This window comes from Streptomyces virginiae (assembly GCF_040638905.1).
Lineage (GTDB): Bacteria > Actinomycetota > Actinomycetes > Streptomycetales > Streptomycetaceae > Streptomyces > Streptomyces virginiae_B.
Window position 1 is genome coordinate 22,672 of the sequence record NZ_JBEZYV010000042.1, and the last position, 19,053, is coordinate 41,724.

Sequence of the window (19,053 nt, forward strand, 5' to 3'; positions counted from 1 at the left end):
TCGATCATACGGCCGTCCGGGGCGGTCCGGCCGTTTGCCCTCCGCCCGAAGGGGCAGGCGCAGTGCGCGGCCGGCCGGGAGTACGGCCGGGCGCGATGCACCGTGGAAGGGACGTGACGACGATGAGGGTGGCGTTTCTCGTGGCGCCGGAAGGCGTGGAGCAGATCGAGCTGGAGCGGCCCTGGCAGGCCGTGGCCGACCAGGGCTGGCAGCCACGCCTCGTGTCGACCGAGAGCGGCGAGGTCCAGGCGTTCCACCACCTCGACAAGGCGGACACCTTCCCCGTCGACGACGTGGTCGGCGCCGCCGGACCGGACGACTACGACGCGCTGGTGCTGCCGGGCGGCGTCGCCAACCCCGACGCCCTCCGCATGGACGAGGACGCGGTCGACTTCGTAAGGGGCTTCTTCCGCACCGGCAGGCCGGTGGCGGCCATCTGCCACGCCGCCTGGACGCTCGTCGAGGCGGACGTGGTGCGGGACAGGACCGTGACGTCCTGGCCGAGCCTCGCCACCGACCTGCGCAACGCCGGTGCCACCTGGGTCGACGAAGAGGTACGGGTCTGCCGGGCGGCGCCCGGCACGCTGGTGACCAGCCGCAGGCCGGACGACCTCGACGCCTTCTGCACCGCCTTCGTCAAGGAGTTCGGTGCCGGACCGTCCGCACAGGGCTCGTCCGCAGAGGGTTCGTCCGGCCCCTGACGGACCGTCGGTGCGTGCCCGGGCGGTGGGCTGTGACGGGAGGTGGGCCGTGAGCGGCGGCGGTGAAGACCCGGCGGGTGCCGACGCGGGCGGCGGTACGGGTGCGCCTACGGGCGCGCGCGCCGCCACCGGCACCGGGGCGGACCGGGCGGCCGGCTCCTGGCTGCTGGACGAGGCACTGACCGCGACGATCCGGCGCACCGGGGCGACCGCCGGCGGGTTCCACCTCTGGGACGGGCCGGAGCACGGCCTTCTGGCCCTCGTGGTGCTGTGCGGCGTGCCGGCCGAGGTGGCGCGGCCGTGGCACCGGATCCCCGTGACCGCCTCCACCCCCGTGAGCGACGCCGTGCGCCAGGACCGGCTGGTGTGGATCGGCTCGCAGGAGGACCTGGCCCACGACTACCCGCAGGCGGCGGTCAGCCTGCCCTACGAGTTCTGCCTGGCCGCGGCGCCGCTGAAGGGCCGCCGCGGCGCACACGGCGCCCTGTTCCTGCTCTGGCCCGCCGGTCACGCCCGCACGTCGAGCCCGCGCGAACAGCACCACGTCACCTCCTCCGCCCGCCGGATCGCCAGGATGCTGGACGAGGCCGACGGCGCGCCCGAGGTGCCCGACCGTCCCCGCGTCATCCCGATCGCACCGCCCCGCACGTACGGCGGCGGGCCGGCGCAGGCCGCCGCCGACTGGGCCGAACGCCTGCCCGAGGGCGCCTTGGCCCTGGACCTGGAGGGCCGGATCACCTTCGTGGACGGCACCGCCGCGGAGCTGCTCGGCCGTACGTCCGGCCAGTTGCTGGGCACGTGGCCCTGGCAGACCCTGCCCTGGCTGGACGCACCCCTGGTCGAGGACCGCTACCGGTCCGCCGTCCTCAGCCGCGAACCGGTCGAGTTCACCACCCTGCGCCCGCCGGACATCCCGCTGCGCTTCCAGCTCTATCCGGATTCCAGCGGCATCAGCGTCCGCGTCACCCGCCCCGCCCGCCATCTGGAGACGGTCCGGTCCGGCCCGGCCGCGGGCGGGAGCGTCGCGCACACGGGCCGGGTCCACCAGCTCCTGCACCTCGCGGCCGCCATGACCGAGACCGTCACCGTCCGCGACGTCGTCGAACTGGTAGCCCACCAGGTCCTGCCCGCGTTCGGAGCCGACGCCCTCGTCCTGTCCGCCGCCGACGCGGGCCGCCTCAAGATCACCGGTTACCACGGCTATGATCCCGCGACCATCGAGCGGCTCGACGGCCTGCCCCTGGGCACCGGGCTGACGCCCGCGGGGCAGGTACTGGCCGACGGCGTCCCCGCCTTCTTCGGCGACCCCGCGGCGATGGCCCGCGCACACCCCGGCGCACCGCAGATCAGCGGCAAACAGGCCTGGGCGTTCCTCCCGTTGACCATCTCCGGCCGCCCGGTGGGCTGCTGCATCCTCTCCTACGAGCGGCCGCACGACTTCACCGCGGACGAGCGCGCCGTCCTCACCTCGCTGGCCGGACTGATCGCCCAGGCCCTGGACCGGGCCCGCCTGCACGACGCGGCGCACGACCTCGCCCACGGCCTCCAGCAGGCGCTCCTCCCGCATACCCTCCCCACCGTGCCGGGCCTGCGGGCCGCCGCCCGCTACCTGCCCGCGGGCCACGGCATGGACATCGGAGGCGACTTCTACGACGTCATCCCGCTGGACGCCACCACCGTGGCGGCCGTCATCGGCGACGTCCAGGGGCACAACGTCGCCGCCGCCGCCCTCATGGGCCAGGTCCGCACCGCCATCCGCGCCGCCGCGGGCGCCCCGCCCGGCGCGGTCCTGGCCCGCACCGCCCGCCTCCTGGCGGGCCTGGACACCGAACTGCTCGTGTCCTGCCTCTACGTCCACATCGACCTCGCGAGCCGGTGCGCGACCCTGGCGAGCGCCGGGCATCCGCCGCCGCTGGTACACGCCCCGGGAACCCGGCCGCGCCGCGTGGACCTCGACCCCTGCCCGCTCCTCGGCATCGGCGCCGACACCCCGTGCCCCGTCACCCGCCTGGAGCTGGCGCCGGGGACCCTCCTGACCCTCTACACCGACGGGCTGGTCGAGAAGCCCACCGCGGCCGGCATCGACGCCGAGCGCGGCACCGACGACCTCGCCGTGATCCTCGCCGAGAACGACGGGGCGGATCTGGACGACCTCATCGAGGCGCTCCTTCACGGCACCGGCGCGGCCTCCGAGCACACGGACGACATCGCGCTGCTCCTCCTGCGGCTGTGACCGCGGGAGGAGCGAGGACAGGGGCCGGGCCCGCGCCGGCTACAGGTACGGGTCGAAGGGGATGCCCGCCGGCTTGGCCTCCGCCAGGTGGGAGGCGAAGGAGCCGTCCTTGAGACCGAAGTGGGCGCTGCCGAAGTCGGCCTGGCTGAGCTTGTCCCGGAGCGTCGCCGGGTACCCCGACCAGCCCACGAGCGTGGGGTACTGCCAGGTGCCGCGGTGGTTCTCCGGAGGGTCGTCGTTGGTGTTGGCCGCGCGGAAGCAGTGCGTGCCGAGGCCGTCCTTGTGGTAGACGATCTTGGGGTGGGTGCCGTCCCAGCGGATCCGGTCGCGTGCGTGGACCTCGAAGTCGCCGTGCGCGGAGGTGGCGACGTACTTCGCCTCGTTGCCCTGGATCCAGACCACCACGTGCTCCCAGTCGTGGCGGTGACCGCCGAGGCTGATGCCGGGGATCGCCTGGTCCTTCTCGAAGTACAGCGCGTAGACCACGGCGCACCAGCCGTTGTTGCAGGTCCAGCGCGAGTATCCGTTGGTGTTGGCGAGGTCCGAGGCGTCCCGGCAGTTGCCGTCGAGGGCGCCGGTGGGCTTGAGCCCGCCGTTCAGCACCCCGCTCGGGCCTATGGCGGGTGTCGGGTAGCAGCCGTCGGTGTCGTAGTCGTATGCGGGCTGGAAGGTCCGCTCGATCGCCTCGGCCTGGCCGGGCAGCGCCGGGGGCGGAGCCGCGAAGGCCACCTGCGGAACGCCGACGACGAGCGCGAGGGCGGCGCCCACGACGACGAGGGATCTCGGGATGCGACGGTTGGTCCGCACAACAGGCCTCCTGGCCGGTCGGGTTCGGGGGTGGCGGGCCGGAGACGGCCACCGCCGACCGACACGCCCGGAGCATCATTGGCGAACCGGGTCGGCACGGCAAGGGTCCGCGCAGCGTCTGCTGCACACGGAGGCGTCATGAACTCCCCTTCAGAAACAGGAGAGTTGAGGAGATGTCAGAAATGGCGGCACGGGCGCCCGCGGGCGGGCCGGGAGGCGGACCCCGTGCGCACGAAAGGTCCGCCCCCGAAAGCCGGGGGCGGACCGGAACCGCGGCCGGGCGCCGTCACACGGTCACAGACCGACCGTGTTCATGAGGATGATGGCCGCGAGGTTCAGAAGGATGACGGCGATGACGACGCCGATCGAGATCCAGGCCTTGCGCGATTCGTCCATGGGCGCGGGTCACCTCCCGACGGGGGACGCGCCGCCGCGCGGCGGTCCGGCGGCCGGACGGCGACCCGGCCGGCCTCCTCCCATGATGACCCCGCCGCGGGCTCGGCACACGTCCTGCTCCCGGTGCGTCAGGCCGCGACCCAGGTCCCCGTCATGCCGAGGACGGCAGAGCCGTCCAGGTCGGCCAGCTTGGCCCCGGTGAAGTCGCGGGCCCACTGCGAGGTCTGGATGCGGAAGGCGGGGCGGTCGGCGGTCAGCGCCTCCATGACGGCCTCGGCGGCGCCGGCCGGGGTCTGGGCCGCATCCTGCGTGAACTGGCCGACCGTGCGGTCGATGTAGGCGCGCAGCGCGTCGGCGTACGGTCCGGCCGCGGCGATCCGGGCCTCGAAGTCGAGCCCGATGTTGTTGACGAACTCGGTCGCCACCGCGCCCGGCTCGACGACGGACACGTTCACGCCGAGCGTGCCCGCCACCGGCGCCAGGCTCTCCATGTACCCTTCGACCGCGAACTTCGCCGCGCAGTAGGCCTCGTTGAAGGGCTGGCCGATGACGCCGCCGACGCTCGTGACGGTGATCAGGCGGCCTCCGGTGGCCCTCAGGTGGGGGAGCGCGGCCTTGGAGACGTTGAGCACGCCGAAGAAGTTGACCTCCATGACCTCGCGGACATCGGCCACGGTCTCCAACTCCAGGGTGCCGAGGTGTCCGGCACCGGCGTTGTTCACCACGGCGTCCAGGCGGCCGTAGTCGGCGATCACGCCCTCCACGGCGGCGGTGACGGACTCCTCGTCGACGACGTCGAGCCGGCGGATGTCGATCTCGACGCCCGCCTCGGCAGCGGCCGCGCGCAGGGCGTCGGCCCGGCCGGTGTCGCGCAGGGTGGCCACCGTGCGCCAGCCGGCGCGGGCCGCGGCGACGGCGGCGGCCAGGCCGATCCCGGAGGAGGTCCCGGTGATCAGGACGGTACGGAGGGGGCCGTCGGTGGTGGTTGCGGTGGGGGGCGTGGACATGGGGGCCTCTGGAAGCTCGGATTTATGTGCGTGCACACACACTTTAAAGTTATGTGCGTGCGCACGCAACCTCTAGACTGTGCGACATGCCGAAGAAGCTCACAGAGGCCGAGATGCCGGCGGCCGACTACGCCTTCTACGGGCTGGTCTGGGCCGGCACGACGATGACGGACCGCGTCGACAAGGCCCTCGTCAGGGCCCACGACCTGCCCGTGTCGTGGTTCGAGGTCATGCTGTGGCTGGCGTCCAGCCACGAGCCGGTGCCCGCCTCCGTCCTGGGGAACAGCACCCTGCTCAGCCGCAGCCAGGTCTCCCGGGTCGTGGACGCCCTGCAGAGCCGGGGCCTGGTGACCCGCACCCCGTCGGCGCGCGACGCGCGCTCCGTGGAGGTCTCGCTCACCCCGGCCGGCCGCACCCTCTTCACCGAGGCCGACGCCACCCGTCGCGAGGCCCTGGCCCCGGTCTTCACCGACCTCCTCGACGCGGACGACCTGGAGGCCCTCGGCACGGTCTGGCGCAAACTCAAGGCCGCCAAGGACACCGCCCAGGGCGGAAGTGCTCCAGGGCGGACACGCCCTTAGCGGCTGCGCGGCCAGGCCGGGCGGCGGCGGGACGACGTGCGCGGTCTGCGGAGCCTGCGGCCGGACGGCGCCGACGGTGCCAGTGCGAACGTCACCGTGATGTGCGCGCCCCCCAGCGGGCCGCGGGCGATGCGCATCGAGCCGCCCGTGGCCGTCGCCGCCCGCTGCGCGATGTCGAGGCCGAGCCCGGTGGACCCGGTGCTGCTCCCGCGGGACAGGGCCCGGTCCGGTTCGGGTATGCCGGGGCCGCCGTCCTCCACGACCAGCTCCACGGCCTGGGCCGTGCGCACCACCTGGACTCCGAACGGGGTCCCCGGCGCGGTGTGCCGGAAGATGTTGCCGATCAGCGCGTCCACGACAGCGGCGATGTCGTCGTCGGAGAGGCTGACCGCCGTCGGTTCCTGGGTCAGGTCGAGGGTGCAGCGCCGGTTCTGCTGTTCCGCCAGCACCGACCAGAAGGCCGTGCGGCGGCGTACGACGTCGGCCGCCTCGCAGCGCGGGCCGGATGCCCCCCTACCGGCCGATGCCGGGCCCGCGGCCGGTTCCGTACCGAGCAGGCCCTGGCCCATGGGGCCCACGGCCAGCGGGGTGCGCGCCGCGGCGATGATCGCCTGGAGCTCCGTCTCCAGCTCGCCGACGGCGGCCTCCACCCTGGCCGACTCCGGCGTGCCGGCCATCCGCTCCGACGCCAGGTGAAGGGCGGTCAGTGGGGTCCGCAGCCGGTGCGACAGATCGGCGACGAGTTCCCGTTCGACGGCGAGCAGCTCGGTCATCCGGTGGGCCATCGCGTTGAAGGCGATGCCCGCGTCGCGCAGCTCCGGGGGGCCCATGGGGTCCACCCGCGTGTCCAGATCGCCCTGGCCCAGCGCCTGCGAGGCCTGCGCCAGCCGCTTCGAGGACCGGACGACCTTCGCCCCGAGGCGGTCGGCGACCAGGACGGAACCGCCGACCAGCCCCACCGCGAGGAAGAGCATCACCGCCCACGATTCCTTCACTCCGCGGGTGAGTTCCGCCTCGGGGACGAAGTTCTCGATGACGGCGACCTGGTCACCGGGGAGCACCACCGGCTGGAGGCAGATCCAGCCGTTCGGGATCTCCTGGGAGATGGACTCGCGACCCTGCTGGGCCCGTTCGAGCAGCGCCGCCGGGGCCTTGGACGTGCCGAGGGCCCCGGAACCGGGCAGGTGGACGACGAGGTACTCGGCCGCGTCCAGGCTCGCAGCCGACTCCCGCAGCGCGTACGGGTCCGTGGTCAGGGTGAGGACGGGTGCCAGGGCGGCGGCCCGCTGCTCGGCGGCGTTGACGCCCTGCTCCTTGACCAGCGACATCACCAGCAGGGCCAGCGGTATGAGGAAGGAGAGGGCGACCATGGAGGTCACGGCGAGGGCCACACCGGCCAGGGAGCGCCTCAACGCGGGGCCACCAGTTTGATGCCGACGCCCCGCACGGTCAGCAGATAGCGCGGTGCAGCCGCGCGTTCACCGAGCTTGCGCCGCAGCGACGACAGGTGCACGTCGACGGTCTGGTCGTCCACGTACGGCTCCCGCCAGACCTCCGTCAGCAGCCGGCGTTTGGAGACGACCTGCCCCGAGTGGCGGGCGAGGAAGGCCAGGAGGTCGAACTCCCGGCGGGTGAGGCGCAGCTCCCGCCCGGCCAGGTACGCGGTGCGCGCACCCGGGTCCACCGCCAGCTCGCCCACCACGGTGGCCCGCAGCGGTTCGGCCGCCGCCGTCACCGGTGCACCGCCGGCGGCGGCTCCGGCGGGCGGGACGTGGCTGGTGCGCCGCAGGACGGCGGAGAGGCGTGCGACGAGCTGCCCGCCGGAGAAGGGCTTGACCAGGTAGTCGTCCGCGCCCGCGTTGAGGATCTTGATGATCTCGGACTCGTCGTCGCGGGCGGTGGCCACCAGGACGGGCACGGAGGATATGCCCCGGATCATGCGCAGCGCGTCCCCTCCGTCCAGATCGGGCAGTCCCAGGTCGAGGACCACGGCGTCGACCGGCATCTGGGTGACCTCGCGCAGGGCGCCGAAGCCGTCTGCGGCGCTGCGTACGGCATACCCGTGTTCCGTCAGGACCTCGATCAGGGACTGGCGGATGCTGGGGTCGTCTTCCACGACCAGGACGCTCGGCATGCGGACACCTTAGGGGGTGTCCTGCCGGTCGGAGCCGATGGGGGAGCGGCTCACCACCAGTACTGCGGGTAGCGGATGCCGGTGCGGCGGGCGCGCGAGAGGGCGCAGCCCGCGAGGACGATCAGCAGGGCCGCCCCGGCCAGGAGCGGTACGAAGGTACGCGGATCCGGCGTCCGCAGGACGATGACGACGGCGGTGGCGCAGGCGGGGGAGTGGGGGGTCCTGGCCAGGGTCATCACCGCGAGCGCGAACCCGGCCGCGACGGCCGCCACCCAGGGCGAGCTGCCGAAGGCGGCGAGCCCCGCGTAACCGACGGCGGCGGACAGCAGGTGGCCGGCGATCACACTGCGGGGCTGGGCCAGCGGCAGGCCGGGCACGCTGTGCACGATCGCCGCGGACGCGGCCAGCGGGGGGATGAGGACGGGTTCGTGGAGGGCGGCGCCGATGGCGACCAGGCCCAGCATGACGGCGGTGGCACCGCTGACGCCGTGCAGGACGGTACCGGGCGCCGGAGCCGGGGCGCGTCCCACGAGGCGCGACGGTATCCGGATGCGCGCGGCCGCGGGTGTGCGCGGCCGCGCCGGCTGCGCCCGCTCGCGCTCGGGGGCGATCTGGTCGGTGCTCAAGGGGGATGACGTCTTCGGGGCAGGGCCGGCGGGCATGCGTCCGTCCGGCGGTGAGCGGCGGGGAGGGCGGAATCGCCCGGCAGGCCCGCGCGATCGGCGGGTGGGCGGCCGGCGGGTCCGGGGTGCGGCGGCCCGGGGTGGGGGCGGACGCGAACCCCCTGGATCATACGAAGCCGCCCGAACCGGGCAGCGACCGGGTCCGCTCCTCGCCGCACCGTGCCGGTCCGCACGCCCGTCACGGAGCCTCGAACACCGGGCCGTCACCGGTGACGCGCAGCCGCACGGGGCGGTCGGACACCGGAATGGTGCAGCCGTCCCGCGTGCTGCAGCTCGCGTAGCCGACCAGTACCGTCGCGTCCCCGTTCCCGTCGGCGCGGACGGGCAGCGTCGTGGTGACCGGGCCGTCCGGGTAGACGGGGACCGGGGCGTCGACGCCGGGCACGCTGATCGACCGCACCTCCGCGGCCGCCTTCAGGCTGCCCTCCGCCTTCAGGACACCGGTGACCCCCACCGCCGTCGGCCGGCCGACGCCCTCTATGCCGGTGGCCGGCAGCTCGGTGCTGTAGAGGTGGAAGCCCTTGGCCTCTGGCGTGAAGACCGCCGTGAGGGTGCCCTCCGAGGCCTTCCAGTCGGCCACCGACAGCGTGACGGTGACCCCGTTCTCGGAGAAGCGCGTCGCGGGTGCGGGGCCCCGCTCGGAGCCGGCGGTGTCCGCGGCGGGCTGCCCGCCGCATGCCGAGAGCGCGGCCAGGCAGAGGAAGGCGGCCGCGACGCGTGCCTTTCGGGACTGCCGTACATACAGGGAAGTGTTCATGTGTGCCTCTGTGCCTCTGTGCGTCTGTGTTGCGGGATCGGTTCGAAGCGGGTCGACAGGATCCGGAGGGCCGTTCGGCGGGCTCGTCTGGCGGGCCGTCTAGAGGGCCGTGCTGAAGCTCGCGCTCCACAGCTGCAGCGTGTAGACCATGTCGTTCCACACTCCGGTGGCCAGCAGGACGCCGACCAGGACGAGCATGCCGCCCCCGGTCCGCAGGACCCACGGGTAGTGGCGCTTGACCAGGCCGAAGGCACCCAGCGCCCGGCGGAAGGCCAGCGCGGCCAGAACGAACGGCAGCCCCAGCCCGAGGCAGTAAGCGGCCATCAGCAGCGCCCCGCGGACCGCGCTCGCCTCGGTCCAGGCGAGCGCCTGCACGGCGGCCAGCGTCGGCCCGATGCACGGGGTCCAGCCGACCGCGAACACCGCGCCGAGGGCCGGGGCCCCCGCGAGCCCCAGCGCGGGACGCCGGTGGCTGCGGAACTCCCGCTGAGTGAAGCCCGGCAGGAACCCCATGAAGGACAACCCCATGAGCACCGTGAGGACACCGAGCACCTGGGTGACCGTCTCCTGGTGCGCCAGCAGGCTCCTGCCGAAGTATCCGAACAGGGCGCCGCCGGAGACGAGGACCGCGGTGAAGCCCAGGACGAACAGCAGCGCGCCGGCCGCCATCCGGCTGCGTCGCCCGCCGCGCGCGTCCGCCAGGTCGGCCACCGACAGGCTGGTCACGTAGCTGAGGTAGCCCGGTACGAGCGGCAGCACGCACGGCGAGAGGAAGGAGACGAGTCCGGCGGCGAACGCCACGGGAGCCGCGATCGCGAGCGTTCCGTTGACGAGGGAGGGCGCGTCCGCGACGGCGAGCGCCCATCGCCCGGCGGCCGTCACGATTCCTCCTGCAGGACGCGCGCGAGCAGGGGCCGCAGCTGTTCGTCGGTGACGGCTCCTCCGATGGCGGCGGCGACGCGCCCGCGACGGTCGATAACCAGGGTCGAGGGGATCGCGTGCGGGTTGACCAGGGAGGGCGGGAACCGGAGCAGGAGTTCGCCGTCGGGGTCGTGGAGGCTGGGGAACGTCATGTCGTGGGCGCGTACGAAGGACCGGGCGGCCGCCCGGTCCCGGTCCCGGGTGTTGATGCCGAGGAACCGGACCCCGTCGGCCCGCGTCTGCCGGCTGAGCCGTTCCAGGTCGTCCGCCTCCGTACGGCAGGGACCGCACCAGGAGCCCCAGGCGTTCAGTACGACGACCTGGCCGCGGAAGTCGCCGAGTGCGACCCGCTCCCCGTCCAGGTCGGCTCCGGACAGGGCGGGCGCGTCCAGCCGGGAGCCGGGGTCCATGACCGTCGCGCCGGCCGCGGCGCGGACGGCGCGGGGCCCTCCGGCCGCGGACCCGGCGCCGGAGCCGTCGCCCGTGCAGAGCCCGGCGACGGCCAGCACGGCCGCCACCGCGAGGCCGGTACCGGCCGGGACGACGAGGGACGCCCGTACCGGTCGTCTCATGACGCCCACTTGCGCAGGAAGGAGTTGATGCCCTCCGAGGTCAGCGACGGGTTGCCCGTGACGTGGGTATCGGTGCGCACCGTGCCGGACGGCGAGACGACGACCAGGACGGGCATCGTGTAGGTGCCGCCGGAAGGGCTGTACTTGCGCAGGAGCGCGGAGTTGGCGGGGCTGTTGCCGCCGATGTCCACCTTGACCAGGTGGTACGAGGCGCCGAGGATCCCGGCGGTCTGCGACTGGGCGAAGACCTTGTCGGCGGCCCTGCAGTTGCCGCACCAGTTCGCGCCGAAGTCCAGCAGCACCATCCGCCCGTCGGCCTTGGCCGAGCGCAGCGCCGCGTCGATCAGCTTCTGCGCGTCGGCCGAGCTGTCGTAGCCGGGGCCGGGGACCTTGGCCGGCGCGGGAGCGGCGGACGTACGGGCCGGCTTGGCGGAGCCCCCGGCGGACGAGGCGGAACCGGACGGTGCCCGCGACGGGGTCGGCGAGGAGGAGGCCGAGGGGGAGGCGGACGCGGACGGCGAGGCCGACGCGGTGGGGGACGCCTCGGCGGAGGCCGTCGCCGACTCCGAGGGGAAGGTTTGGGAGGACTGGCCGGCCGTGGCCGCGGCGGCGGAGCCTGCGGGCTCGGAGGACGGTCCGCAGGCCGCGGTCAGGCCCGCCGCGACGACGGCCGCGGCGACCAGCGGCAGCCGCCGTCCCAGGGCGGCGGCCGATCGGGGCGACGTCGTACGACGGTCGGCGCGGTCGGCGCGTTCGGCGTGGACGGGTCGGAGCATGCGAGAACTCATGGCGAAGACACCCCAGGGCACGGTTCGGACTGCGGGAGGGGCGAAGCGCCCCCCGGCTCGGTGAAACCGGCGGCCCGACGGGGATCGGGGCGTCGTGCGCCCCGGGGCCGAAGGCCGCTCGGCTGAGGCGAGCATAGGACCGCTCGGGGCCCGGGGAACCGTGTCGGCGTGATCTTGAGCTTGCCCTAAGGAAGAGCTCACCTTCCGCTTCGCCGGAGCTTGGCCGGAACAAGGCAGATCGGTCGTATCGGCCGTAACGGCGAGGTCGCCGGGAGGGGTTGGCGCGCGAAGCCCTCAGAAGGACGATTCGCGGACGCTGGCCTTCGCTCCCGGGTCGATCGTCGCCGTGATGACCGACCGGTGGTCGGCGCTCGTGAACGTGACCGTGAGCGTGCTGTCCGAGGTCTGCGACGTGGAGGTCTTGAAGCCGCGGCTGGGGATCGCCGAGATCAGGCACACGCCGCGGCTCCCGTACCGCACCGTCACCTTGCCGCCCTGCGAGGGGACGGTGTACAGGCCCGCTCCGCCCTCCTCGCAGTCGACGTTCCGCGGCGCGGCGGTCCGGGGGGCGCCCGACGTGGCCTTGACGGGTGTGGGGGCCGCCGTCGTGGGGGAGGGCCGCTGCGATGCCGTCGGCGAGGGGCTGGCGGACGCCGTCGGGGAGGGCGTGTCAGCCGGCGGGCTCCCCGCCTGCCAGGCGGGAGGCGTGTCGATGACCGTCGGGGCGGACCGTGCGACCGGGGGCGTATGCCGGGTCGAGCCGACCACGAACTGGACCGTGGCGAGCACGGCGGTCACGCTGGCGGCCGTGCACGACAGCCATATGAGCAGGTAGCGCGGAGTTCGGGGCACGGCCCCATAGTGTCCGACGCTCCGGCCGGTCTGTCACGGGCTCCCCCCGAGACGGCCCGGTCCGGCGGGCGAACGCCGACGTCCTCCCGCCCGCGTACGGGTGGGAGGACGTGGCTGTGGGGGGTGGTTCAGGGGGGCAGGGGGTGTTCGCCCCCAGGGGGGCGGTTACCTCGAGGCGCCGAAGTTCTGCGTCCACCACGGGCCGCCGTCGCCCTTGTGGACGCCTATGCCGATCTCCTTGAAGGCGCAGTTGAGGATGTTGGCCCGGTGGCCGGGGCTGTTCATCCACGCCTTCATGACGGCGTCCGCGTCGGCCTGCCCACGGGCTATGTTCTCGCCCAGGTTGGACCACTTGTAGCCGGCGGCCTCCACGCGGCTGGTCATGGTGGACCCGTCCGGCCCGGTGTGCGACATGACGCCGGCGCGGGCCATGGTGTCGCTGTACCCGCGCGCGGCGGCGCTCAGCTTGGCGTTGGTGGCCAGCGCGCCGCACCCGGCGGCCGCCCGCTCCTTGTTGACCAGGGCGAGCACGGCGGACTCGGCGTCCGCGTTGACGGTGCCGCCGCCCCCGCTGGTGCTGCCGCCCCCGCCCGAACCGCCCGAACCGCCCGAGCCGCCGGAACCGCCGCCGGAGGTGGTGGCGGGCTTCTTCGTGGGCTTGGCGGCGGGGGAGGAGTCCGATTTCGCCGGGCCGCTGCTCTGCGCCGTCGCGGGGTCCGTGGGCGTCGCCGACGCCGAGGCGCCGGCGTCGGGCGACGCGGACGCGCTGGCGTTCGTCGAGACAGTGGCGTCGGTGGTGGGCGTGCCGGCGCCGGGCGCCGGGGTCGCCGTCCCCGTGCCCGTCCCGGAGGATGCGCCTGCGGCGCCGTCGGCCCGCCGTTCGGTCCGCGCGTCATCGCCGGAGTCGGCCACCGCGACCCCCACCGCCACCACCGCGGCGGCCGCGGTGACAGACAGCACGATGCGCGTGCGCACCGCCTTCTTCCGCCGGGCCTCGACGCGGGTCTGCGTTTCGGGAGTTCGGCTGCGGCTCATGCCGGTAACACCTCGCAAGAGAAGGGGAGGAGGGGAGTCCGCCTGAGCCTAGGCCCGTGACCAGCCCGAATCGCCCCCCGGAGGGCTTCTTCAAGTTCCCTTAAGGAAACCCGCAGGGTCAACACAGGGACGAGTCGGGCAATCGCCCCAACTCCCTCTGGTGCAAAGCCGGATACGACCGCCGTCCGGTGGTGTCAGCCGTGGTCTTCCCAGTCGGGATCGAGCAGAACCTGGCGTCGCTGCTCGCGAGGCCGCCGGACTCTGGTGGCCCGCACGTACACGGTGAGCCCGACCGGTCCAGGTCACCCGAGCCTCCGACGCGCAGGCCCATTTCCCTGCTCGCCGCACGCCGTTGCAGGTCGGTTCGACGGCGGAGACCGTCCTGCCGATGAGGCGACGCCGTCGAAGACGACCTGGGGGCGGGTGCGCCCGAGCGCCAGGTACCACGCGACCAGCCGCGGGCCCGTCCCGTGGATGGCGGTAACGCCTTCGTCGCTGTACTGCTGCCGGAGCACACCACCGTCAGGCCCTGTGGAACGACGGGAGTTGCCCCGTCAACTCCCACATCCACCGAACCCGTTGGCCGCTTGCGACGGCCGCTGCGACGCAAGGCAGCGACGAGGACGATGACGGCGCCGTCGGCGAACTCGCGGTCGGTGTTCACCACGTTGAACACCATCAGCACGACGGCGATCGCGGCCGCTGTCGGCGTACCAGTGCCGGCGGACACGGGAGCCCAGTTCTGAACCGCGATCTAGCCGTCGAAGGCGGGCAGGACCAGTGAGCCGTCCTCGGTCAGGGTGAAGCCGGGGTTGTTGGCGATCTCCCAGGCGTGGCCGTCGGGGTCGGTGAAGACGCCCGAGTAGAAGCCGATCGCGTTGACGGCGGCCGGGCGGGTGACGGTGCCGCCGGCCGACGCGGCCGCGGCGAGGACGGCGTCCACCTCGGCGTCGGCGCGCACGTTGTGGGCCAGGGCGATCCCGCCGAAGCCGACCGGCGGGGCGTCCGGAAGACCGCAGTCCGCGGCCAGCTTCCCGCGGTCCCAGAGGACCAGGGCCAGACCGCCGGCCTGGTGGAAGACCGTCTCCTCGACCTCGGTGCCGCGCCAGCCGAGCGCCGCGTAGAAGCGCTTCGCGCGGGCGAGGTCCGAGACCCCCAGGGTGACCAGGCTGATCCGCTGTTCCATCCCGCCACCGTAGCGCGGGACGGCCGGTCGGGCCCGGATCCGGCGGCGGCGGGACGCGACGTGCTCGGCCCGGTCAGGCCGCGGGCTTGCCCGGCTGGTCGCGCGTCGAGCAGTGGATGCCGCCGCCGCCCGAGGCGATCGTGTCGAGCGCGACCGGCACGATGTCCCGCTCGGGGAAGTGCTCCTGAAGGATGCCGCGGGCCCGGTCGTCGGCCGCGCGGTCACCGAACTCGGGCATGAAGACGGCATCGTTGGCGATGTAGAAGTTGGCGTAGGTCGATACGAAGTCGTCCCCCTCGCCCGTGATCCTGTTCAGGTCGGGCTGCGGCAGCTCGATCACCTCGAAGCGCCGGCCGCGGGCGTCCGTCGCCTGTGACAGGACGGACTTCGCCTGGTCGGCGGAGTGCGACCACGAATCGGCCGGCGTGCTGGGGTGCGCGCGGTCCAGCAGGACGACGCCGGGGGCGGCGAACCGTACGAGGCTGTCCACATGGGCGTCGGTGATGTCCTCACCGCGGACGCCGGCCAGCCAGACGACCTTCTGGACGCCCAGGGTCCGCTTGAGCTCCGCCTCGATCACGTCCCGGTCCTTGCCCCGGTTGCGGTTGTCGTTGACGAGCGAGCTCTCGGTGACCAGCAGGGTGCCCTCGCCGTCCGTCTCGAAGGAGCCGCCCTCGGCGACCAGCGGGGCCTGGACCCGGGGGATCCCGTACTTGTGGAGTAGGGCCCGGGCGACCACCCCGTCGTTCCCGTGCTCCTGCTTCTTGCCCCAGCCGTTGAAGTTGAAGTCGACCCCGACGACCTTGCCGCCCTCCTCGACGAAGACGGGGACGGTGTCACGGGCCCACAGGTCGTCCACCGAGAGCGGGATGACCTCGACGTCGTTGCCGCAGGCCCGCTGGGCCGCGGCCACCTCGTCGGGGCGGGCCATCATGACGACGGCCTCGTACTTGCCGACGGCCCGGGCGATCCGCGCGATGTCCTCGCGCACGTGGCGCAGGTCCCGCTCCCACACTCCGGCGGCCAGTGCGGGCCAGGCCATGAAGGTGCGGGTGTGGCTCTCCCACTCGGCACCGAGGCGACGCCCGTCGGCTGCGGGGGCGGACCCTTTCGTGGCCTCAGGATGTACTCCGGCCGCGGACGGGCCGCAGGCCGGGGCGCCCGCGACGATCGCGCCGATTCCGGCCAGGGCGCGAAGGACGGTCCGGCGGGCGGGGGGAAGGAAGGGCACGGGAACTCCGATCGTGGGCTGGCGGAAGGGACACATCCGGCCAGGGCCGGCGCGAGTGTCGCACAGGCGAGCAAACCGCTCCCGAGCGGTGAGCGGGTGCGGCTGGGTGATTCCGGGCTGACGGTGCGGGTGGAGTCGGACGCGCGGAAGCCGGGGGACCAGTTCCCGGCGGGCTTCGGCCAGACGGCCCTTGACGGCGACCGCCTCGGTACCGGCGGTGGCGGTATCCACTGCGTCACCCACCAGCAGCCGCTCCTGTAATCCCACCCCGCCACCCCGCCACCCGCCGGGACGCCATCGGCGCGCCGCGACCCGGCGGGACCGGTGGCCTCGCCGGCTCGGCCCGCCGGTACGCTGCTCGCTTCGATCCCCCTGACGGCGCGAGGCCATATCCGTTGGGGGAGCCGGAGCCGGAGCGGGAGCGGGGGCGGGTGGATCATGGCGGGCGGGCGGTCGCTGGGACGGCGCTTCGGGTGGCTGTGGACGTCGTACGCCGTCAGCACGCTCGGTACCTGGCTCGCCTTCGACGCGTTCCCCCTGATAGCGATCCTCGTCCTGCACGCCGGGACGACCCAGGTGTCGCTGCTGGCGGCCATGGGGCCGGCGGTCGGCGCGGTGCTGGCGCTGCCGCTCGGACCGTGGGTGGAGTCCCGCCCCAAGCGGCGGGTGATGATCACCATGGACCTGCTCCGGTTCGCGGCGCTGACGAGCGTGCCGGCGGCGTACGTGCTCGGCGGGCTCACCTTCGCCCAGCTGCTGGTCGTATCGGTCGTGGCCGGCGCGGCCGGCATCGCCTTCACCGCGGCCGGCGGGGCGTGCCTGAAGGAACTCGTCCCGCAGCAGGACCTGCTCGTCGCGAACGGCCGCTTCGAATCCACCACGTGGACCGCCACCATGCTCGGACCACCGCTCGGCGGGGCCGCGATCGCCGCGTCGGGCCGGTGGCGACCGTCATGGCCAACGCGGTGAGCCACCTGCTCTCGGCGGCGGGGATCCGCGCGATCGGGGGAACGAAGCCGCGCCCGGCGCCCACCGGAGCGCGGCAGCGGCTGCGCGCCGGCGACCTCTTCGAAGGGTGGCGGCACATCCTGACCGATGCCGTGCTCCGCCCGCTGTTCCTCAACTCGGTCCTGGTCGGCGGCCTGATCATGGCGACCTCGCCGTTGCTCGCCGTCCTGATGCTCGGCCCCCTCGGGTTCGCGCCCTGGCAGTACGGACTCGCCTTCGCCGTGCCCTGCGTGGGCGGCCTGATCGGCTCGCGGCTGGCACCGCGGCTCGGCGCCCGGTTCGGGCAGCACCGGGTCATGCTCACCGCGGGAACGCTGCGGGCGTGCTGGCTGCCGTGGCTGGCCTTCGTCGGCCCCGGCACGCCCGGGCTCGTCCTCGTCATGGCCGTCGAGCTGGGGCTCATCACCTGCATGGGTGTCTTCAACCCGGTGCTGGCCACCTGCCGGCTGGCCCGGACCCCCGCGGACCGGGCCGCCCGCACCCTGCTCGCCTGGTCGGTGTCCGGCAAGGCCGTCATCGCCGCGCTCACCGCCCTGTGGGGCGTGCTGGCCGTCGCCACCGGCCCCCGCGCCGCGATCGCGATCGCCGGCCTCCTCGGCATGGCCACCCCGCTCCTGCTGCCGCGTTCGGCCCCGGCGGACCGTACGGTCCTCAACGGCCGGCCGCGAGATGGTCGCTGAGGGCCTCGTGCGTCAGGTGCAGGCCGGCCCGTAGGACCGCGTCGTGCCGGGTGGGGTGAGCCGCGCGGTGGGTGAGGTCGAGACCCCGGGCCCGGTCGAGCTCGGCGGCGAACCCGTCCCCGCGCAGGGCGGCGTCCAGGGCCAGCGCGGTCGACCGGACCAGCGGGGCGATGGCGCGCAGGGCGGGATCGGGGGCGGTGGCCGCGGAGGGGTCGGCGCTCAGGCCGCGGGCGCGTTCCTGCAGCTCCTGCGTGAAGCACTGGAGGGTCACGGCGCTGCGGGCGGCCAGCACCAGGCGCCCGTCGAGCCCGTCGGGCGGTCTGCGGGTCCGCCGGCGCCGTGCGGCCCGGTCGAAGGCGGCCCGGCAGGCCTGCGGCCGCAGCCACAGCCGCGCCCCCTCGGGCAGCGGATCCGGGGCCGCGGGCGGCCCGCCGCGGGCGAGTCGGCCGGCCACCCCGTCGAGGAGGCGCCCGACTCCCGCCCGGTACGCGTCGAGGCCCTCCGCGGCGGACCTGTAGGGGTCCGGAGGCCACAGCAGCGGTCCGAGCAGCACGACCACGGCGATCCCGACCAGGGTCTCCGCCAGGCGCGCCAGCGGATACCCGGGAAGCGCGGTGGCGTAGATCATCAGCGCGGTGACGAGGACCTGCTGGTTGGGGGAGCCTGGCCGGCCCAGCAGGTACATGCCGGCGCACCCGCACACCAGCACGGCCAGGAAGGACAGTGACGAGGGCGGCAGCCGGTCCAGCAGGAGCGTGCTGAGCAGCACACCCACGAAAACGCCCATCAGGCGCTCCCACGCCAGGCGCGGCGCCGTGTACACGTCCTCACGGAGGATCAGGACGGCCGGCAGGGCCGCGGGCACGGGCGCCGTGCTCGTGCCCCACCACAGGCACAGGTACCAGGGCACCGCGGCGCAGATCACCAGGCGGGCGCCGGACCGCAGCCGCGCGCCGGCGGAGGGGAAGTGCGGACGGAAGACGACCGTACCGGGCATGACGGACATCGTAGGGTTCGCCGTCCTGTAGCCGGCCGAACCGCGTGTCGAACGACCGAGGGTGCGACGTGGGACGTGAGGGCGCGCGGCGGCGGAAGCTGCTGCCCGCCGCGGCGGCCGTGGTGGCCGTGGTGGCGTACTGAGGGGCGCGGGGCTGTACTGGTTCGAGCCGTGGAGGCTGCGGCAGGAGCAGACGGTGAGCGAGCCGCATCCGGCCGCTGCGGTAGCGTCCGCCTGCCGGGTGGGGTCGCCGAAGCGGGAGAGCCGGCGCGGGTCGCGCAGGCCGTGGTCGCCGCCCGAGATCGCCACGACCTTGGCCCGCAGCTCGTCCAGGGTCAGGGCGCCGGGCCGGTACCCCGCCCTGAGCCGCGTCGGCGGGCACCTCGGCGACGCCTCCTTCGACGAGCGGTTCGAACACGGCATCGGACTCATGGCCCGTCGCCGCCCGCGCTCGGCGGGTCGCGCGCCGGACTTCCGCGCGCCG

Annotated in this window: 18 protein-coding genes and 1 pseudogene; 5 read left to right on the forward strand and 14 right to left on the reverse strand. The window is 74.1% G+C overall.

Annotated features, from left to right (window positions below):
- Positions 1-122 precede the first annotated feature (122 nt).
- Both AB0F82_RS33920 and AB0F82_RS33925 read left to right on the forward strand, forming a co-directional pair.
- Complete coding sequence (locus tag AB0F82_RS33920; RefSeq protein WP_362634671.1) at positions 123-701, forward strand: type 1 glutamine amidotransferase domain-containing protein; 579 nt, start codon at positions 123-125, stop codon at positions 699-701.
- 166 nt (positions 702-867) lie between these two features.
- Positions 868-2,934 carry a SpoIIE family protein phosphatase gene (locus tag AB0F82_RS33925; protein WP_362634674.1) on the forward strand — a complete coding sequence of 689 codons (2,067 nt, stop codon included), beginning with the start codon at positions 868-870 and terminating at the stop codon, positions 2,932-2,934.
- Between the two features lie 39 nt (positions 2,935-2,973).
- Here AB0F82_RS33925 and AB0F82_RS33930 read toward each other — a convergent pair whose 3' ends face one another.
- The gene (locus AB0F82_RS33930; protein ID WP_362634621.1) at positions 2,974-3,741 is read right to left on the reverse strand and encodes an NPP1 family protein; all 768 of its coding nucleotides are present in this window, start codon (positions 3,739-3,741) and stop codon (positions 2,974-2,976) included.
- A 524-nt stretch (positions 3,742-4,265) separates the two neighbouring features.
- Positions 4,266-5,144 (reverse strand): SDR family NAD(P)-dependent oxidoreductase, encoded by an 879-nt coding sequence (locus AB0F82_RS33935; protein ID WP_362634624.1) that lies wholly within the window; start codon positions 5,142-5,144, stop codon positions 4,266-4,268.
- An 86-nt stretch (positions 5,145-5,230) separates the two neighbouring features.
- Here AB0F82_RS33935 and AB0F82_RS33940 point away from each other — a divergent pair, with 86 nt between their 5' ends.
- Positions 5,231-5,725: a MarR family winged helix-turn-helix transcriptional regulator gene (locus AB0F82_RS33940; RefSeq protein ID WP_362634627.1), complete on the forward strand. Its 495-nt coding sequence runs from the start codon at positions 5,231-5,233 to the stop codon at positions 5,723-5,725.
- Here AB0F82_RS33940 and AB0F82_RS33945 read toward each other — a convergent pair.
- From AB0F82_RS33945 to AB0F82_RS33995, 11 genes are all read right to left on the reverse strand, one after another.
- Positions 5,722-7,137 carry a HAMP domain-containing sensor histidine kinase gene (locus AB0F82_RS33945; protein WP_362634628.1) on the reverse strand — a complete coding sequence of 472 codons (1,416 nt, stop codon included), beginning with the start codon at positions 7,135-7,137 and terminating at the stop codon, positions 5,722-5,724. The two genes, AB0F82_RS33940 and AB0F82_RS33945, sit on opposite strands and share 4 nt — an antisense overlap.
- Positions 7,134-7,859 carry a response regulator transcription factor gene (locus tag AB0F82_RS33950; RefSeq protein WP_362634630.1) on the reverse strand — a complete coding sequence of 242 codons (726 nt, stop codon included), beginning with the start codon at positions 7,857-7,859 and terminating at the stop codon, positions 7,134-7,136. Before AB0F82_RS33950 ends, AB0F82_RS33945 begins: the two co-directional genes overlap by 4 nt.
- 50 nt (positions 7,860-7,909) lie before the next feature.
- The gene (locus AB0F82_RS33955) at positions 7,910-8,485 is read right to left on the reverse strand and encodes an HPP family protein (RefSeq protein ID WP_362634632.1); all 576 of its coding nucleotides are present in this window, start codon (positions 8,483-8,485) and stop codon (positions 7,910-7,912) included.
- Positions 8,486-8,720: 235 nt separating this feature from the next.
- Positions 8,721-9,299 carry a hypothetical protein gene (locus tag AB0F82_RS33960; protein ID WP_362634635.1) on the reverse strand — a complete coding sequence of 193 codons (579 nt, stop codon included), beginning with the start codon at positions 9,297-9,299 and terminating at the stop codon, positions 8,721-8,723.
- 99 nt (positions 9,300-9,398) lie between these two features.
- Positions 9,399-10,181, reverse strand: coding sequence for a cytochrome c biogenesis CcdA family protein (locus AB0F82_RS33965; protein ID WP_362634638.1), 783 nt, complete (start codon positions 10,179-10,181; stop codon positions 9,399-9,401).
- Positions 10,178-10,792 (reverse strand): TlpA family protein disulfide reductase, encoded by a 615-nt coding sequence (locus tag AB0F82_RS33970; protein ID WP_362634640.1) that lies wholly within the window; start codon positions 10,790-10,792, stop codon positions 10,178-10,180. Before AB0F82_RS33970 ends, AB0F82_RS33965 begins: the two co-directional genes overlap by 4 nt.
- Positions 10,789-11,568 carry a thioredoxin family protein gene (locus tag AB0F82_RS33975; RefSeq protein WP_362634643.1) on the reverse strand — a complete coding sequence of 260 codons (780 nt, stop codon included), beginning with the start codon at positions 11,566-11,568 and terminating at the stop codon, positions 10,789-10,791. Before AB0F82_RS33975 ends, AB0F82_RS33970 begins: the two co-directional genes overlap by 4 nt.
- Positions 11,569-11,874: 306 nt before the next feature.
- Positions 11,875-12,432, reverse strand: a complete 558-nt coding sequence (locus AB0F82_RS33980; protein WP_362634645.1) for a hypothetical protein — start codon at positions 12,430-12,432, stop codon at positions 11,875-11,877.
- 165 nt (positions 12,433-12,597) lie between these two features.
- Complete coding sequence (locus tag AB0F82_RS33985; RefSeq protein WP_362634647.1) at positions 12,598-13,467, reverse strand: CAP domain-containing protein; 870 nt, start codon at positions 13,465-13,467, stop codon at positions 12,598-12,600.
- 754 nt (positions 13,468-14,221) lie between these two features.
- A complete protein-coding gene (locus tag AB0F82_RS33990; RefSeq protein ID WP_356813434.1) occupies positions 14,222-14,653 on the reverse strand; it encodes a VOC family protein in 432 nt (143 codons plus the stop codon).
- Positions 14,654-14,726: 73 nt separating this feature from the next.
- Complete coding sequence (locus tag AB0F82_RS33995; RefSeq protein WP_362634650.1) at positions 14,727-15,884, reverse strand: agmatine deiminase family protein; 1,158 nt, start codon at positions 15,882-15,884, stop codon at positions 14,727-14,729.
- Positions 15,885-15,980: 96 nt separating this feature from the next.
- Here AB0F82_RS33995 and AB0F82_RS34000 point away from each other — a divergent pair, with 96 nt between their 5' ends.
- Together AB0F82_RS34000 and AB0F82_RS34005 are read left to right on the forward strand one after the other, a co-directional pair.
- Positions 15,981-16,145 carry a hypothetical protein gene (locus AB0F82_RS34000; protein ID WP_362634679.1) on the forward strand — a complete coding sequence of 55 codons (165 nt, stop codon included), beginning with the start codon at positions 15,981-15,983 and terminating at the stop codon, positions 16,143-16,145.
- A 177-nt stretch (positions 16,146-16,322) separates the two neighbouring features.
- A pseudogene (locus AB0F82_RS34005) lies at positions 16,323-17,572 on the forward strand (MFS transporter).
- Here AB0F82_RS34005 and AB0F82_RS34010 read toward each other — a convergent pair.
- Entirely contained in the window at positions 17,544-18,569 is a 1,026-nt protein-coding gene (locus AB0F82_RS34010) for an FUSC family protein (RefSeq protein WP_362634652.1), read from the reverse strand. The pseudogene AB0F82_RS34005 and the gene AB0F82_RS34010 overlap by 29 nt on opposite strands.
- Positions 18,570-19,053 lie beyond the last annotated feature (484 nt).

Bases quoted from the DNA above. Each gene is read 5' to 3' on its own strand.
- AB0F82_RS33950 (WP_362634630.1), bottom strand. From the start codon at position 7,859: ATGCCGAGCGTCCTGGTCGTGGAAGACGACCCCAGCATCCGCCAGTCC.
- AB0F82_RS33970 (WP_362634640.1), bottom strand. From the start codon at position 10,792: ATGAGACGACCGGTACGGGCGTCCCTCGTCGTCCCGGCCGGTACCGGC.
- AB0F82_RS33985 (WP_362634647.1), bottom strand. From the start codon at position 13,467: ATGAGCCGCAGCCGAACTCCCGAAACGCAGACCCGCGTCGAGGCCCGG.
- AB0F82_RS33920 (WP_362634671.1), top strand. From the start codon at position 123: ATGAGGGTGGCGTTTCTCGTGGCGCCGGAAGGCGTGGAGCAGATCGAG.
- AB0F82_RS33990 (WP_356813434.1), bottom strand. From the start codon at position 14,653: ATGGAACAGCGGATCAGCCTGGTCACCCTGGGGGTCTCGGACCTCGCC.
- AB0F82_RS33935 (WP_362634624.1), bottom strand. From the start codon at position 5,144: ATGTCCACGCCCCCCACCGCAACCACCACCGACGGCCCCCTCCGTACC.
- AB0F82_RS34010 (WP_362634652.1), bottom strand. From the start codon at position 18,569: ATGCCCGGTACGGTCGTCTTCCGTCCGCACTTCCCCTCCGCCGGCGCG.
- AB0F82_RS33960 (WP_362634635.1), bottom strand. From the start codon at position 9,299: ATGAACACTTCCCTGTATGTACGGCAGTCCCGAAAGGCACGCGTCGCG.
- AB0F82_RS33940 (WP_362634627.1), top strand. From the start codon at position 5,231: ATGCCGAAGAAGCTCACAGAGGCCGAGATGCCGGCGGCCGACTACGCC.
- AB0F82_RS33975 (WP_362634643.1), bottom strand. From the start codon at position 11,568: ATGCTCCGACCCGTCCACGCCGAACGCGCCGACCGCGCCGACCGTCGT.